General features: G+C 70.4%; 14 protein-coding genes and 2 pseudogenes. 11 read left to right on the top strand and 5 right to left on the bottom strand.

Annotated elements, in window-relative coordinates; genetic code table 11:
- Positions 1 to 17 precede the first annotated feature (17 nt).
- From EIZ45_RS10365 to EIZ45_RS47580, 6 genes and pseudogenes are all read left to right on the top strand, one after another.
- On the top strand, positions 18 to 758 hold the full coding sequence (locus EIZ45_RS10365) for a FadR/GntR family transcriptional regulator (protein ID WP_134662410.1): 741 nt from the start codon (positions 18 to 20) through the stop codon (positions 756 to 758).
- A 112-nt stretch (positions 759 to 870) separates the two neighbouring features.
- Positions 871 to 1,599 (top strand): SDR family NAD(P)-dependent oxidoreductase, encoded by a 729-nt coding sequence (locus EIZ45_RS10360; RefSeq protein ID WP_134662409.1) that lies wholly within the window; start codon positions 871 to 873, stop codon positions 1,597 to 1,599.
- 31 nt (positions 1,600 to 1,630) lie between these two features.
- Complete coding sequence (locus EIZ45_RS10355; protein WP_167756396.1) at positions 1,631 to 2,503, top strand: cyclase family protein; 873 nt, start codon at positions 1,631 to 1,633, stop codon at positions 2,501 to 2,503.
- Positions 2,504 to 2,514: 11 nt separating this feature from the next.
- The gene (locus EIZ45_RS10350; RefSeq protein ID WP_134662407.1) at positions 2,515 to 4,047 is read left to right on the top strand and encodes an AMP-binding protein; all 1,533 of its coding nucleotides are present in this window, start codon (positions 2,515 to 2,517) and stop codon (positions 4,045 to 4,047) included.
- Positions 4,048 to 4,101: 54 nt separating this feature from the next.
- A pseudogene (locus EIZ45_RS47585) lies at positions 4,102 to 4,206 on the top strand (hypothetical protein); the annotation flags it as partial.
- A gap of 218 nt (positions 4,207 to 4,424) precedes the next feature.
- Positions 4,425 to 4,529, top strand: a pseudogene (locus EIZ45_RS47580) (hypothetical protein); the annotation flags it as partial.
- A gap of 165 nt (positions 4,530 to 4,694) precedes the next feature.
- Here EIZ45_RS47580 and EIZ45_RS10335 read toward each other — a convergent pair.
- Genes EIZ45_RS10335 through EIZ45_RS10325 form a run of 4 tightly spaced genes read right to left on the bottom strand, consistent with a single transcriptional unit; the run spans position 4,695 to position 9,088 of the window.
- The gene (locus EIZ45_RS10335; protein WP_134662406.1) at positions 4,695 to 6,212 is read right to left on the bottom strand and encodes a class I adenylate-forming enzyme family protein; all 1,518 of its coding nucleotides are present in this window, start codon (positions 6,210 to 6,212) and stop codon (positions 4,695 to 4,697) included.
- Between the two features lie 13 nt (positions 6,213 to 6,225).
- Complete coding sequence (locus EIZ45_RS46060) at positions 6,226 to 6,387, bottom strand: hypothetical protein (protein WP_167754458.1); 162 nt, start codon at positions 6,385 to 6,387, stop codon at positions 6,226 to 6,228.
- On the bottom strand, positions 6,384 to 7,742 hold the full coding sequence (locus tag EIZ45_RS10330; RefSeq protein WP_134662405.1) for an amidase: 1,359 nt from the start codon (positions 7,740 to 7,742) through the stop codon (positions 6,384 to 6,386). Before EIZ45_RS10330 ends, EIZ45_RS46060 begins: the two co-directional genes overlap by 4 nt.
- Complete coding sequence (locus EIZ45_RS10325) at positions 7,733 to 9,088, bottom strand: MFS transporter (RefSeq protein ID WP_134662404.1); 1,356 nt, start codon at positions 9,086 to 9,088, stop codon at positions 7,733 to 7,735. Before EIZ45_RS10325 ends, EIZ45_RS10330 begins: the two co-directional genes overlap by 10 nt.
- Before the next feature lie 255 nt (positions 9,089 to 9,343).
- Between EIZ45_RS10325 and EIZ45_RS10320 the strand changes: the two genes are divergently transcribed.
- Genes EIZ45_RS10320 through EIZ45_RS10300 form a run of 5 tightly spaced genes read left to right on the top strand, consistent with a single transcriptional unit; the run spans position 9,344 to position 14,255 of the window.
- The gene (locus EIZ45_RS10320) at positions 9,344 to 10,483 is read left to right on the top strand and encodes an acyl-CoA dehydrogenase family protein (RefSeq protein ID WP_134662403.1); all 1,140 of its coding nucleotides are present in this window, start codon (positions 9,344 to 9,346) and stop codon (positions 10,481 to 10,483) included.
- Positions 10,484 to 10,485: 2 nt separating this feature from the next.
- Entirely contained in the window at positions 10,486 to 11,406 is a 921-nt protein-coding gene (locus EIZ45_RS10315) for an acyl-CoA dehydrogenase family protein (protein WP_134662402.1), read from the top strand.
- Entirely contained in the window at positions 11,403 to 12,332 is a 930-nt protein-coding gene (locus tag EIZ45_RS10310) for an acyl-CoA dehydrogenase family protein (RefSeq protein WP_134662401.1), read from the top strand. Before EIZ45_RS10315 ends, EIZ45_RS10310 begins: the two co-directional genes overlap by 4 nt.
- Entirely contained in the window at positions 12,329 to 13,135 is an 807-nt protein-coding gene (locus tag EIZ45_RS10305) for an enoyl-CoA hydratase/isomerase family protein (protein ID WP_134662400.1), read from the top strand. Before EIZ45_RS10310 ends, EIZ45_RS10305 begins: the two co-directional genes overlap by 4 nt.
- Position 13,136: 1 nt before the next feature.
- Positions 13,137 to 14,255: an acyl-CoA dehydrogenase family protein gene (locus tag EIZ45_RS10300; protein ID WP_134662399.1), complete on the top strand. Its 1,119-nt coding sequence runs from the start codon at positions 13,137 to 13,139 to the stop codon at positions 14,253 to 14,255.
- A gap of 811 nt (positions 14,256 to 15,066) precedes the next feature.
- Here EIZ45_RS10300 and EIZ45_RS10295 read toward each other — a convergent pair.
- Positions 15,067 to 15,504: a hypothetical protein gene (locus EIZ45_RS10295; protein ID WP_240690573.1), complete on the bottom strand. Its 438-nt coding sequence runs from the start codon at positions 15,502 to 15,504 to the stop codon at positions 15,067 to 15,069.
- Between the last annotated feature and the right edge of the window lie 38 nt (positions 15,505 to 15,542).

Raw genomic sequence — 15,542 nt, 5'->3', positions numbered from 1 at the left:
CCGACAGGGGTCGACCGATGACCAGCAAGCAGAACGCCACGCCGGCCGGGGAAAAAGGCGGCAATCGGCGGCTGGCGGAAAAGGTGTCCGAGCAGATCGAAAAAGACATCATCGACGGCGGCTGGCGCGTCGGATCGGTGCTGGGCTCGGAAACGGAGCTGATCGAGCGGTACGGGGTCAGCCGGGCGGTCTTCCGCGAGGCGGTACGGCTGGTCGAGCACCAGCAGATGGCGGCGATGCGGCGCGGCCCCGGCGGCGGACTCGTGGTGACGGAACCGGATCCGGGCGTCGTGCGCAACGCGGCGCGGGTGTACCTGCGCCACGCCGAGGTGAGCAGGCAGCAGCTGATGGAGGCGCGGACCGCGCTCGAGGTCGCGGGCATCGCGCTGGCCGCGGAAAACCTCACGGAATCGGGAATCGTGCGGCTGAAAGAAGCGCTCGAATCCGAACGCGAACTCATCGAACAGGGATTCACCCGGGGGCACGCGCGCAATCTGCACCGCGTTATCGCCGAACTCGCCGGAAATCCGGCGATCACATTGTTCGTGGAAGTTCTCGCGCAACTCGACCAGGACATCGTGCAGCGGGAATGGGACGCGGAATCCGCCGGCGGCGAACACCGCGACGCCGCCCGCGAATCGCACGAGGCGCACGAAGCGATCGTGGCGGCCCTCGTCGCCGGGGACGCGCCGCTGGGCCAGCACCGGATGCGCAGGCACCTGCAGGCCATCGCCGCGTTGCTGCGCCCCGAAGCCTGACCTCCCGCTCAGAGTACACTCTTTCGGCTCGTCGGCGCGGTACCAAGCGTCGCCAGACTGATCTGTAACGCGAGTTCTGGTATCAGGCTCGATAAAAGAGTATACTGTATTGATGCTGACCACGATGGGTTTTGAAACCGGAAGCTGTGTCCTGGTCACCGGCGCGGGCAGCGGGATCGGCCGCGCGGTCGCGCTAGGGGCAGCCGAGCTGGGGGTGGCAGTGGCCGCGTGGGATCTCGATCCGGCGGCGGTGGCCCGTCTTGCCGAGGAGTCCGGCGGGGAAGTGCTGCCCGTCGAGGCCGACGCCGCCGACCCGGCCTCGGTGCAGGCCGCGCTCGACCGCACGCTGGCCTGGCGCACGCCGGGCATGCTGGTGAACAACGCCGGTCCGTCGAGCCAGCGGCCGCGGCCGTTCGCGGACGGGGTGGTCGGCGTGCTCGGGCTCGTCGAACTGGTCACGACGTCGTGGCTGGACCGGGTGCGGGAGCGGGCGGAAGCCGTCGTGAACGTCGCGTCCATCGCGGGCACGGTGATCGGCGGCGGCGTGAGCTGGTATTCCGCGGCGAAAGCGGGCGTGCTCGGCTACACCCGGTACCTCGCCGCGGAAGCGCCGTTCGGCGTGCGGGTGAACGCGATCGCGCCCGGCCTGGTGGAAACGCCGCGGATGAAGGAGTTCTTGCCCTCGGAGACGGGCAGGCGCATGGTGGGCCGCACGCCGCGCGGACGGGCCGTGCAGCCCGCCGAGGTCGCCGCGGCGGTGTTGTTTCTGGCTTCCCCGCTGGCCGCGGGGATCACCGGCGCGGTCGTCCCGGTGGACGCCGGGCTGTCCGTCACCGTTTGACCCTGTTCCCACCGAACCCGAGGAAGTGTTCATGAGCTCCCGCAGCACCCCGCCCGACGCCGACCTCGTGCGCAGCCTCGGCCTGCCCGCGACCGGCTCCGTGTACGACCTGTCGACCGGCTGGTGGCGGCACATGCCGACGTTCGCGGGCAACCCGCAGCTGGAAGTCGTCACGTACAACTCCCCGCAGGGCCAGCGCGCTGAAGGCCGGTTCCCGTTCGACTCGCCCGGCACGAACGACGTCGAATTCGGCTACGTGTCCGAACTGGTCTCCGGCAGTCTCCACACCGGAACACACATCGACGCGCTGTGCCACGTCACGTGCGGCAGCGAGGACGAATGGCACGGCGGCACCTCGGCGAACAGCGCGCTCGGCGACTACGGCGCGCTGCGCGGCGACGCGTCCGAATTCGGGCCGATCATCGGCCGCGGCGTGCTGCTGGACATCCCGAAGGTGCTCGGACTCGACGTCCTGCCACCGCATTTCGCCGTCGGCGAGGACCATCTCCGGCAGGCGGCCGAAGCGGGCGGCGTCACGATCACCGGGTCGGACATCGTGCTCGTGCGGACCGGGCAGATGAAGTTCTGGCCGGACACCGCACGGATCGCCGAGCGCAGCGGCGGCAGCGGCGTGGGCGTGGACGGGGCGGAGTGGCTGGTGTCGAAGGGCGTGCGGTACGTCGGCGCGGACACCATGTCGTTCGAGGTCCGGCCGTCGCCGGTGCCGGGGAATCCGCTGCCGGTGCACGTGCTTTTGCTGCAGCGGCACGGAGTGCACATCATGGAGTGGGTGAACTGCGAGGACCTGGCGGCGGACGGCGTCGTCACGTCCCTCTTCGTCGCGCTGCCGCTGACGCTGCGGGGCGGGACCGGTTCGCCGCTGCGCCCGATCGCTGTCGTGTGAAGGGAACCGGGATGGAATTCGCGAACGACGTGCCGCTCAGCCCGCTGAGTTTCCTGCGGCGCACCGCCGACCTCGACGGCGACGGGATCGGCGTGGTCGCCGACGCCGGGGAACGGCTGTCGTGGGCGCGGCTCGCCGACCGGGCGGAGCGGCTGGCCGGACGCCTCCGGGAACTGGGGCTCGGCGAAGGCGACCGGGTCGCGGTGCTGGCGCCCAACGGCGTGCCGCTGCTGGAGGCGCATTACGGCGTTCCTGGAGCCGGATGTGCTTTGGTCGCACTGAATACGCGTCTCTCCAAGGACGAATACGCGCAGCTGCTGCGGCTTTCCGGCGCTAAGGTGCTCATCGTCGACCAGTCGCTGATCGCCCAGGTTCCCGAGCGGACGCCGGAGCTGCGGGCGGTCCTGCTGATCGGCGACGGTTATGAGGATTGGCTGCGAACCGCGGATCCGGTGCCGTTGCGCCTGCCCGGCGACGAACGGCAGCCGCTGGCGATCAACTTCACCTCCGGCACCACGGCTGGTCCGAAAGGCGTGGTCTACACGCATCGCGGTGCGTACCTCAACGCGCTCGGCCAGGTCGTTTCCACTGGCCTGCAAGCAAGTTCGCGCTATCTCTGGACGCTGCCGATGTTCCACTGCAACGGCTGGTGCTTCACGTGGGCGGTTACCGCGGCGGGGGCGCGGCACGTCACGCTGCGGAAGGTGGACGCGGTGCGGGCGTTCGAGCTCATCGAGCAGGAAGGGGTGACGCATCTCAGCGGTGCTCCGGTCGTGCTCGACATGCTGGTACAGGCGAGCGGCGGCGCGCGGTTCGCGCAGCGGGTGCAGTTCGCGGTCGGGGGAGCGCCGCCGTCGCCTGCCGCGATCGCGGCGCTGGCGGGCATCGGGATCGAGGTGACGCACCTGTACGGGATGACGGAGACGTACGGGCCTTCGCTGATGTGCGTCCCGCGGCCGGAATGGCAGGACCTCGCACCGGCGGATCGGGCGAAAATGATGGCGCGGCAAGGGGTTCGAACGCTCAACGTCGAGTCGGCGCGCGTGGTGACTCCGGAATTCGAGGACGTTCCCGCGGACGGGGAGACCCTGGGCGAGTTGGTGATCCGCTCGAACACGGTCATGGCGGAGTACCTCGACAATCCGGAGGCGACCGAAGCGGCGTTCGCCGGCGGCTGGCTGCATACCGGCGACGTGGCGGTGCGGCATCCGGACGGGTATGTCGAGGTCCGGGACCGGCTCAAGGACGTGATCATCAGCGGCGGGGAGAACATCGCGTCGATCGAGGTCGAGAACGCGCTGCTGGACCACGAGGCGGTCGCTGAGGCGGCGGTGGTGGCGAAGGCGGATCCGAAATGGGGTGAGGTACCGGTCGCCTTCGTGCGGTTGCGTGAGGGGGCTGAGGTGTCCGATGTGGACTTGATCGGGTGGTTGCGGGAGCGGTTGGCGGGTTTCAAGGTGCCGAGGGATATCCGGTTCGCGGAGTTGCCGAAGACGTCGACTGGGAAGATCCGCAAGGCGGAGTTGCGCAGGCTCGCGGAGTAAGTCAGCGCTGTCCGGGAGCCTTGCGGGTGCGGCATCCGGACGGGGGAGAACGTCGTGTCCATCGAGGTCGAGAACGCGCTGCTGGACCACGAGGCGGTCGCTGAGGCGGCGGTGGTCGCGAAGGCGGATCCGAAATGGGGCGAGGTACCGGTCGCGTTCGTGCGGTTGCGTGACGGGGCTGAGGTGTCCGATGTGGACTTGATCGGCTGGTTGCGGAGCGGTTGGCGGGTTTCAAGGTGCCGAGGGATATCCGGTTCGCGGAGTTGCCGAAGACGTCGACTGGGAAGATCCGCAAGGCGGAGTTGCGCAGGCTCGCGGAGTAAGTCAGCGCTGTCCGGGAGCCTTGCGGGTGCGGCATCCGGACGGGGGAGAACGTCGTGTCCATCGAGGTCGAGAACGCGCTGCTGGACCACGAGGCGGTCGCTGAGGCGGCGGTGGTCGCGAAGGCGGATCCGAAATGGGGCGAGGTACCGGTCGCGTTCGTGCGGTTGCGTGACGGGGCTGAGGTGTCCGATGTGGACTTGATCGGCTGGTTGCGGAGCGGTTGGCGGGTTTCAAGGTGCCGAGGGATATCCGGTTCGCGGAGTTGCCGAAGACGTCGACTGGGAAGATCCGCAAGGCGGAGTTGCGCAAGCTGGCGGGGTAGCTCAGCGCTGTCCGAGAGCGTCGGCACGAGCCTGGCGGCGGTCCGGTTTGTTGTTCGCGGTCAGTGGCACCGCGGCGATCAACCGGACCGTCTTCGGGATCTTGTAGCCCGCCAGTTCCGCGCGGCAATACTCCCGCAGCGCGGCCGGTTCCACAGTCCGGCCCGCCACCGCGACGACGCTCGCTTCCACCCGTTCTCCCCAGTGCTCGTCCGGCATCCCGTACACGATCGCGTCGGCGACGTCCGGATGTCGGAGCACGACTTCCTCCACCTCCCGCGGATAGACGTTCTCCCCACCGCTGATGATCATTTCCTTGCGGCGGCCCGCGATCGTCACCCAGCCGTCCTCGCTCCGCGACGCGAGGTCTCCGATGTGGACACCGTCCGCCTGGTATGTCAGGGCTGTCTCGGCATCGAGACCGTAGTAGCCGTGGGTCTGCCAGGGGCACGACACGACCAGATCGCCGACGACCCCCGGGGCGGCCTCGCGACCGTCGGCGTCCAGGATGCGCACGGTCGCGCCCGGCAGCGGCCTGCCGACCCCGGCGAACCGGCCTGCCAGCAGGTCGTCGTGGTCGAATCCCATCACCGACCCGAATTCGGTCGCGCCGAAACCGGCCCGGATGCGGGCGTTCGGGAAGTCGCGCAGCAGGTCCTGCACGAAATCGCCGGTGGACGGCGCGGAGCCGAACCGGATCGCGGTGACGTTCTCGCGCCGCGTCGTCGCGTACTCGGGGCGGGCGCGCAGGGCGGCGAACATCGTCGGCGCGCCCATGAGCCTGCTCGCGCCCTGGTCGATCGCGGCGAGCGCGGCCGCGGGGTCGAACCGCCGGTGGATCCAGACCTCGCCGCCGGCGAACAGCGGCGTCAGCAGGTTCGTGCCGAGCGTGATGTGGAAGAACGGCGAGAAGAACAGCTCGACATCCGACGGGACCCGCGGGTTGCCGTGTGCGCAGGTGTTCAGCCACAACCACAGGCTGCGATGGGTGTGCACCGCGCCCTTCGGACTGCCGGTGGTGCCGCCGGTGCCGAAAATGATCGCGAACTCGTCCTCGTCCGGTGCGGTGCGGTCGCTGCCGGGGCGATACAGCGGTGCCAGGCGTTCGGCGATCGGCGCGGGCTGGTTCGCCGCGGGCAGTTCGATGACCCGGTAGCCGGTCTCCCGCGCGAGCGGCGCGTACGTGGGGTCGGCGAGCAATATCGCGGGTTCGAGCGCGCTCAGGTACGCGCGAGCTTCCGGCGCGGTCAACCGGATGTTCAGCGGCGCGGCCACCATCCCGGCCGCCAGCGCGCCGAGGATCGCGATGGTGTGCGGGACCGATGGTTCCATCGCGGTGACGATCCGGTCGCCCGGCACGGCCCCGGACTCGAGCAGCGCGGTCGCGGTCGCGTCCATGGCGGCGACCAGTTCGGCGAAGGTCAGCTCGCCGTGCTCGTCGGCCAGCGCTCGCCGGTGCGCGCCGTGCGGTTGTTCGCCGATCGTCCGCAGCCAGCTCGGCAGCGTCAGGTCGTTGCCCACGGTCGTTCCTCCTTCACGGCTCCGCCCGGAAGACCGGGGCGGGCTCCTCGTATCGTGCCTCGTCCAGTGCGCGCAACTCCGCCGCCCACCCCGGGTAGTCGGCCTCCAGCCGCACGATCTCCTCCGGCGCCGGGGCGAGTCCGGCCGCGGCGAGCAGGGCCTCGACGACGGTCATCGAACCTTCTCCCACGGCGTCCGGAGGTGCCAGCTCGTCCGTTGCTGGTACGCGTGGCCAGCGGCGAGCACCGTGGCCTCGGCGAACGGCCGCCCGGCGATCTGCAGGCCGAGCGGCAGTCCGTCGCCGGTGAACCCCATCGGGACGGACAGCGCGGGATTGCCCGCCGCGTTCCAGCAGGACGTGAGCGCGGCGTCGGCCATCCCGGACGTGCTGAGCCGTTCGATCTCGGGCGCGCCGCAGGTGGCGGTCGGCGTCACCACGAGATCGACCTCGGCGAACAGCCGGGCGAGCTGCCGCTGCCCGGCCCGCCGGACGCGCTGCAACTGCACGTAATCACCGGCGGAAACCAGCGCGCCTCTCGCGAGCGCCATCCGAGTGGCAGCGCCGTAATCCGGCCACCGGTGCTGGAGATTCGTTCGGTGCCAAGCGAAAGCCTCCGCCGCGAGACCGAACTTGGTCACCGTCTTCAGTTCTTGGTAGTACGGCAGCTTGACCGGTCTCGTGCGCGCGCCCGCCTCGCGCAGAACAGCCACCGCCTGCTCGAAAACCCGGTCCTCGGCGTGCGGCACCACCCCGATCCGCAACCCGGACAGGGACTCGGTCAACCCGTTGCGGTAGTCCTCAACCGGTTGGTCCACAGAGGACGGATCGCCGGGATCGGGCCCGGCGAGCACGGACAGGAGGAGCGCGCAGTCCTCGGCGCTGCGGGCGAGCGGACCGACGTGGTCGAAACCGGGCGCGAGCGGGACGCAGCCGTTCTTCGGCACCCGGCCGTACGTCGGTTTCAGCCCGGTGACCCCGCACAACGCGGCGGGATACCGGATGCTGCCCGCGGTGTCGGTGCCGAGGCTGCCGAGGACCAGACCCGCGGCGACCGCGCTCGCGCTGCCGGAGCTGGAGCCGCCGGTGTAATGCGTGGGACGCCACGGGTTGCGCGGCAGCGGGAACGGTTTCGTCCGGTCCGGCGCGCCGATTCCGAACTCCATCGTGGTCGTCTTCCCGGTGAGCACGGTGCCGGCCGCGCGCAGCCGGGCGACCGCCGGACCGTCGCCGCGGAAACCCCAAGCGCGATCGAGGACCTGGCTTTGCGCCGTGGTCCCGCCCTCGTCGGTGGCGAGGAGATCCTTGACCGCCAAGGGAATCCCGTGCAGCGGCCCGCGGTCGACACCGGCCGCCAACTCGGCGTCCGCCCGTTCCGCAGCGGCCAGCGCGGGTCCATCGAACCGCGAGAGGTAGATGCCCAGCGCGGCGTCGTGCTCGTCGGCGGCGGCGAACGCGGACTCGGCCAACGCCACCGCGGTGGTCCTCCCGGTGCGGAGGGCCACCGCGGCTTCGCTGATGCTCAGGACCATCGAGCGGCCGGTTCGGGGGAGACGGCCTCGGGCGAGCCGGTGAGGTCGCTGCCGCGGGTCTCCGAGATCCGCCAGATCGCCACGATGGTGATCACCGCCCCGACGCCCGCGATGGCGCTCAGCGGCAGGCTCGATCCGCCGAACCCGGCGACCAGGCTGCTCGCGAGCAGCGGCGTGAACCCGGCTCCGAGCAGGCTCGCCAGCTGATATCCCAGCGAGACTCCGGTGTAGCGCACGCCGGTGCCGAACATCTCCGACAGCATCGGCGCGAGCGGCGCGTACATCAGGTTCTGCAGCACCTGCGCGCCCATCAGCCCGAGCGTCAGCAGCAGGACCGAGCCGCTGTTGACCAAGGCGTACAAGGGAATCGCGTAGAGAATCGTGCCGACGGCGCCGATCAGGCTGACCACCCGCCGCCCGACGCGGTCCGACCACGCGGAGAAGGTCGGGATGCAGATGATGCCGACGCCCGCGACGAACAGGAGCGCGCGAGCCACATCGGACACGTCGTAGCCGAGGGTTTTGGCGTAGGCGATGCTGTGCGAGCTGACCAGCGCGGTGAGCGCGAACGGCCCGATCCCGGCCGCGCAGGCGAGGATCAGCGCACGCGGGCGGCGCAGCACCTGGAGGACCGGGACGGCGGGCTTCCGGTCGGCCGACTTGGCCGCCTGCTCGCGGAAGACCGGGCTTTCCGAAACCCGCAGCCGCACGTACAGGCCGATGATCAGCAGCAATGCGCTCATCAGGAACGGCAGCCGCCAGCCCCACGAGAACAGCGCGTCCTTCGGCAGCAGGCTGACCAGCGCGAACACGAGCGTGGCCAGGAACGAGCCCAGCGGCGACCCGAGTTGCATGATGCCCGCCCACAGGCCGCGCCGGCGCGCGCTCGCGTGCTCGACGACCATCAGCGCGGCCCCGCCCCATTCGCCGCCGACCGCGATGCCCTGCACTACGCGGAGGAAGACGAGCAGCAGCGGCGCGGCGATGCCGATCGTGCTGTAGGTCGGCAGCACGCCGATCAGGAAACTGGCCGCGCCCATCAGCGTCATGGTCACCATCAGCATCGACTTGCGGCCGAGCCGGTCGCCGAAGTGGCCGAAGACGAGCCCGCCGAGCGGACGCGCGACGTACCCGGCGGCGAGCGTGCCGAACGCGGCGATGGTGGACGTCGAGGAGTTCAGCGACGGGAAGAACAGCGGCCCGAACACGAGCGCGGCGATCGAGCTGTAGATGAGGAAGTCGTAGTACTCGATCACGGTGCCCAGCAGGCTGGACATCGTCACCTTGCGCAGTTCGGGGGACCCGGCGCTGCCGGGGGCGGGCGGCCGGGGTTCGGGCGAGACCATCGGGACCTCCGGGAATGGGGGCGGTGGGCGACCGAGTTGAGGATACTGATCAGGAGCGGGAGTGCAAGAGGTGCGCGGTCCGGATGCTATTCCGTTACCGGCGCTGTTACCGGCAGTTTTGCGGAGCATCGAGGGTGCGCGGCCAGGCGGATGCTTGCGTAGCGAGGCTAATTGAGTATCCTTTATTCATCGAACGAGAGGAGTCGGCGACGTGCACCGACTGGACGAGTGCCGGCGCGGGCCGGAGGGACGCTGATGGAGTTCGCGTGGGATCAGGCCGACGTCGCGTTCCGGCGCGAACTGGGGGACTTCCTCGACCGCGAGCTGGCCGGATGGGGCCGGTCCGAGACCGGCCTCGGCAGCGCGGTCTACAGCGATTTTTCGCGCGGGTTCGTCGGCAGGCTCGCCGACAAGGGCTGGCTCACGCCGCACTGGCCGCGCGAGTACGGCGGCGGCGGGCAGGGCGCGTGGCAGCATTTCGTGCTCGGCGAGGAGATGTGGCGGCGCGGGGAGCCGCGCGGGCCGCAGTACATGAACGTCAACTGGGTCGGGCCGGCGATCATCAAGTACGGCACCGAGGACCAGCGGCGCAAGCTGCTGCCGCCGATCGCGCGCGGCGAGGTGTTCTGGTGCCAGGGCTTCTCCGAACCCGAGGCGGGAACGGACCTGGCCGCGCTGCGGACGAAGGCGGTCCGCGACGGCGACAGCTACGTCCTCAACGGACAGAAGATCTGGACGTCCTACGCCAACGTCGCCGACTACTGCTTCCTGCTCGCGCGCACCGGCTCGGCCGCCGACGGCCGCGACGGCATCTCGGTCTTCCTGCTGCCGCTGAACACCCCGGGGGCGCAGGTCCGGCGCATCCCGGGGTTCGTGGGCGATCATTCCTTCAACGAGCTCTTCCTGACCGACGCCCGGATTCCGGCGGACTGCCTGCTGGGGGAGGAGAACAAGGGATGGGAGATCGTCCGGCGCACGCTCGCCTACGAACGCGTCGGCGCGCCCCGGTACGCGCGGGCGGCCCTGGTGCTGGACCGGTTGGCCGCCGAGGTCGGCGCGTCCGGGAAACTTGCCGACCCGGGGATCCAGGAGCAGTTCGGCCGCGCGCGGGCAGCGTGCGAGGCGGCGCGCGTGCTGGTGTACCGGGTGATCGACGAGCGGGCGAAGGCGAAGGAACCCTCGCCGATGGCGTACCAGGCCCGGGCCGCGATGGTGCAGGCCGAACGCGTGGTGGGCGACCTCGCGCTGGACGTGCTGGGCAGCGAAGCGCTCGTCGAGGGAGCATTGGGCGACGCGCAGTTCCGCAACTCGCTCGGCGCGGGCATCGCGGCGGGCAGCTACGAGGTGCAGCTCAACCTGATCAGCCGTCTCATCCTCGAACTGCCGAAGGACTAGCCGTGGATTTCGAACCGACCTCGACCCAGCGCGCGGTGCTCGACGCGCTGGGCACCCTGCTGGCCCGGCACGCCGGACCGGAACGCAGCCGGGAGCTGGCCGCTCGCGGCGCGTACGACGGGAACCTCGAAGAAGCGTTGCGGCGCGACGGTTTCCTCGACCTGTTCGCCGCGGAGGACGCCGGTCCGCTCGACGCGGCCTTGGCGGTGGAGGCGATCGCCGCCGAACTCGGCGCGGTCAGCGCGGTGCCGCATCTGCTGGTGCTGCCCGCGCTCGGGCTCGACCGGCCAGCCGGACCGGTAGTGCTCGCGACAGGCGGTCCGGGCCCGGTGCGCTACGGCGGCGAGACGACGCGGATGCTTCGCGTCGACGGCGACCGCTGTTTCGCCGCTGACCTCGATCCCGGTGCGGCTGAACGGGTTCCGTCGGCTTATGGGTATCCGCTCGCTCGCGTGGTCGTTGCGGGCCAGGAGGAATTGGCTCCCGGAAGCGCCGCGACGATGGTGAACTGGTGGCGGGTCGGCGCGTCCGCGGAGGCGGTGGGCATGATGCGGCGGGCCGTCGACATCGCGGTCGGCTACGCCAAGGACCGCAAGGTGTTCCGCCGCTCGCTGGGCTCGTTCCAGGCGCTGCAGCACCGGCTGGCCGAGGTGAACGTGGCCGTGGAGGGCGCGCGCTGGCTCGTCTACGAGGCCGCGTTCGCCGGTGCGCCCGCCGAAGCCGCCGCGGTCGCCGCGACGCACACGATGTCCGCGCTCGGCCGCGTGACCAGGGAAACCCACCAGATCATGGGCGCGATCGGGCTGACCGAGGAACACGACCTGCACCTGTGGACGCTGCGGTTGCAAGCCGTGCGCGCGGAATTGGGCAGCTGGCGGACGCCGAGCCGGGCCGTCGCCGAGGCACGCTGGGCGGCGGTATGAGCGTCGCGTTGATGCCCACCGAGGAGCAGCGGGCGCTGGCCGAGGTGGTCCGGAGTTTCTGCCGGACGCACTGTCCGGACGAGGTGTGGCGCTCCGGTGCGTTCCCGGCGGAGTTCTGGCGGGGGCTGGCCTCGCTCGGGGTGCTTTCGCTGGCGGTGCCGGGCGAAGGCGGGGGAGCGGGCGACATCGCGGCTGCCTGCACGGAGCTGGGCCGGGCTGCCGCGCCCGGGCCGTTGGCCGCGTCAGTGTTCGCGGCGCAGGTGCTTCCGCCTCCGCTGGCTGCCCAGGTCGCGGACGGAACTTGCGTGGCCTCGGTCGGCGCGCCGCCCTTGCTGCCTTGGGCTCCGGCGGCAGACGTTTTCGTGGAAACGGACGGCTCTCGCGCGTGGCTGGCTGAGGCGGATTCCGTTGAACCGGTGGAGGTGCTGGGCGGAGAGCAGTGGGGCCGGGTCGCGTTGACCCGGGTTGAGCCGGTGGAACGCGTCGAGGCGGCGACGGCCCTTTCGGACATCGCTTCGGCGGCCTATCTGAGCGGTGCCGGACGGCGGTTGCTCGACCTCGCTATCGAGCACGCCCGGAACCGGGTCCAATTCGGACGTCCAATCGGGACATTCCAGGCGGTCGCGCATCCTCTCGTCAATGCCGGGCTTTCGCTTACCTCGGCGGAAAAACTCACCACGATGGCCGCGCTCGCGCTCGACGACGGGCATCCCGACGGGACCGCGCTGGCTTCCGCCGCACGATCCTCGGGAGGACGGGCGGCGGTCGAGGCGGCGGAAGTCGCGCACCAGACGTTCGGCGCGATCGGGTACTCCGTGGAGGGACCGATCGGGCCGCTTTCGCAGCGGATCAGGCACCAGGCCGCGCGGCCGGGGTGCGCGGACAACGTAGCGGCGATGTATCGCCGGAAAGGCCAGGAACGATGAGCGACGCGCCCGAGGTGCTGTTCGAAAAGCGCGACCACGTCGCGTGTCTCACGCTCAACCGCCCGCACCGGGGCAACTCGCTGACCGGGACGATGATGCCGGTGATCCGCGAGATGTGGGCCGAGGTCCGCGACGACCCGTGGATCCGCGCGGCGATCGTGATCGGGGCGGGCGAACGGCATTTCTGCACCGGTGCCGACGTGCACGCGGTCGCCGGGCGCGGCGGGATGAGCACCGGGAACGGGCCGCTGAGCGACGAGGTGTTCTGGTCGCCGCGGCAGAACCGGGTGTGGAAACCGGTGATCAGCGCGGTCAACGGGCTGGTCGCCGGAGCCGGGCTGCACTTCGTGGTCGACGCGGACATCGTGCTCGCCGCCGACCACGCGGCGTTCATGGACACGCACGTGAACGTCGGCCTCGTCGGCGCGATGGAGAACATCGGCCTGGCGAAACGGCTTCCGCTCGGGTCGGCGCTGCGGATGACGCTGATGGGCAAGGACTACCGGATGCCCGCCCAGCGCGCGTACCAGCTCGGGCTCGTCGACGAACTGTCCACTTCGGACGATCTGATGGCCGATGCGGAGAAGATGGCGCAGCAGATCGCGCGGCACTCGCCGGCGGCGGTGCAATTGTCGAAGCAGGCGGTCTGGAACTCGCTGGAGATGGGGTACGGGCAGGCGTGCGAGTACGGCTGGTCGCTGCTGCGCATGCACTGGGCGCACCCGGACGCGAAGGAGGGCCCGCGCGCGTTCGCCGAGGGCCGCGAGCCGCGATGGACGACCGGCGCCGACGGGGAGCAGTGAGATGGATTTCGGCTTCACTCCGGAGGAAGAGGCGTTCCGCGCGGAGGTCCTCGAATTCCTGTGGGAATACCGCGACACCAACGGCTACTTCCACCGCGGCAAGGACACCGCTGACGGCGTCCGCCGGGTCTACCGCGCACTGGGCGACCGCGGCTGGCTGTCACTGTCCTGGCCGACCGAGTTCGGCGGCGGCGGCCGTTCGCCTGCCTATGAGTTCATCCTCTGGGACGAGATGGCCTACGCGCGGGTGGCGCGCCCGCCGATGGGCCCGGGTTTGGTGGCCAAAGCCCTGATGACGCACGGCACCGACGCGCAACGCGAACGCTACCTCGCCGACCTGCGACGCGGCCGTCTCAACTTCTGCCTCGGCTACTCGGAACCCGACGCAGGCTCGGACCTCGCCGCGGTGCGCACCAAAGCTCGCCGCTCGGGTGACCATTACGTGGTTGACGGCGCGAAATGCTGGACGTCGAACGCCCACTGGTCGGACTGCATCTGGCTGCTGTGCCGGACCGGCGCGGCGGACAGCCGGTCGCGGGGGCTGAGCGTGCTGATTGTCCCGCTGGACAGTCCCGGGATCACCGTGTCGCCGATCCCGACCCTAGACGGCGGACGCCTGAACGAGGTCCGCTTCGACGGTGTCCGGGTCCCGGCCGAGGACCGGGTCGGTGCGGAGAACGAAGGCTGGCAGGTCGTGGCTTCGGCGCTCGCAGTGGAGCGGCATGTGCAGTTCCCGCCCAAGCGCTTGCGCCGGGACCTGCACGACCTGATGGCCGCACTGGACTCAGCCGGTGTCTCCGACGACCCGGTAGTGCGGCGGCGGGTAGGGGAGTTGTCGGTCCGCCTCGCCGAGGTCGACGCGCTCGCGCTGGCCCTGCTGGGCGAGGTGATCCGAGGCGAACCAGCCGCGGTCCCGGCGGCGTATCACAAACTGGCGGGCACGGTGCTGGCCCAGGAGATCGCCCGCGCAGGAATCGAACTGGGCGGAGTGGAAGCGGCGGTCGCGGGGACGGATACGGAGTTCCTTTGGCGGCAGTCGGTTTTGGAGACCATCGGCGGCGGGACGACCGAGGTGATGCGGGGGTTGATCGGGAGGCAGGAGTTCGGGTTGCCCGCGTGAGAGAGATGATTGGGGCGTGGTTCGCGGTGGCTGCCGGGTGGGCGGGATTTATGCATGAGTTGGGCGCTCGCGGGCGGGGCGGGTTTATGCATGAGTCGGACGTTCGTGGGCGGGTCGGCGTTTATGCGTGGGTTGGGTGCGCATGAGCGTGGCGGGGTCTATGCAGGGATCGGACGACTGCGCGCGGCGGCTATTATGCATGATGGGGCGACTGCGGGGCGGGGCGTCGGTTATGCATGGGCCGGGCACTGCGGTGCGGGACATGCGCGCGGGCCCGGGCGACCGTGAGCCGCGTGGGGTTTAAGCATGGCTCGGATGCTCGCGGGCAGGGCCAGGTTTATGCAGGAATCGGATCGCTGCGCGCGGCGCGGGGATTGTGCATGGATCGGGCGACGGTGCGCAGGGCGGGATTATGCATGGGCTGGGTGCAGCGGTGCGGAGGTTGCGCGCGGGCCGGGCGGGTTGATGCGTGGGCCGGGCGTTGCGGGCGGTGCGGGGATCGCGCGTGGAGTGGGGTCTCGCGGGCCGGGCAGGATTATGCCTGGATCGGGCGTTGCAGGCGGCCGGAGATTATGCGTGGGTCGTGCGGCTGCGGTCGGAGCGGGATTTATGCATGGGTCGGGCAACCGTGTGCAGGGGAGGCGGGCAACCGCGCGCGGGGCCGGGTTTATGCATGAATCCAACGCTGCAAGCCAGGCACCGGATAATGCATGAACCGAACAACCGCGAACCGAGCAGCGATTATCCATCACCTGACCGCCACCGAAACCCCGCTCACCACCCCCCGCCGCAAGAGAGCTGCAAGAGAGACTCAGCTCAACACCCGCACCCCGCGCAGGTAAGCCGTCACCCGGATCCGCAAGCCCCGCAGGTCTCGCAGTGCCAGCGGCAGGTGATAAGCCGGTCGGTACCCCGCCGAAACCCCCGGCTCTCCGCAAGGTCCGGCGAAGTACACGAAACCGTCGTCGTGGTCGCGGCGGGCGGGGGACCACGGCTGGTCCTGCCAGGCGCGCGCTGCGGCGTGGCTGGCGGTCCAGTAGTTCGGGGCCTTCATCGTCTCGGCGATCGCGGCGGCGAAACCGGCGGCGTCGGCGTCGCTGACTCCCAGTCCGCGGCCCGGCCACAGGCGCGGCAGCACCCGGTCGGCGGTGTGGTCTTCGAGCCACGGCGCGCAGCCGAAGATCGCGTGGGCGCCGTCGACCGAGACCGACCAGCGTTGCATGGCCGCCGTGGGCGGGATTTCGTACATGCGACCACCTACCGGGAAGAGACGCTTTCGCGCAGCAT

This window comes from Amycolatopsis sp. CFH S0740 (assembly GCF_004522315.1).
In the GTDB taxonomy this organism is placed as follows: domain Bacteria; phylum Actinomycetota; class Actinomycetes; order Mycobacteriales; family Pseudonocardiaceae; genus Amycolatopsis; species Amycolatopsis nivea.
The sequence above is the reverse complement of the archived record's forward strand: the minus strand, read 5'-3'. Positions and strand labels throughout refer to the sequence as shown.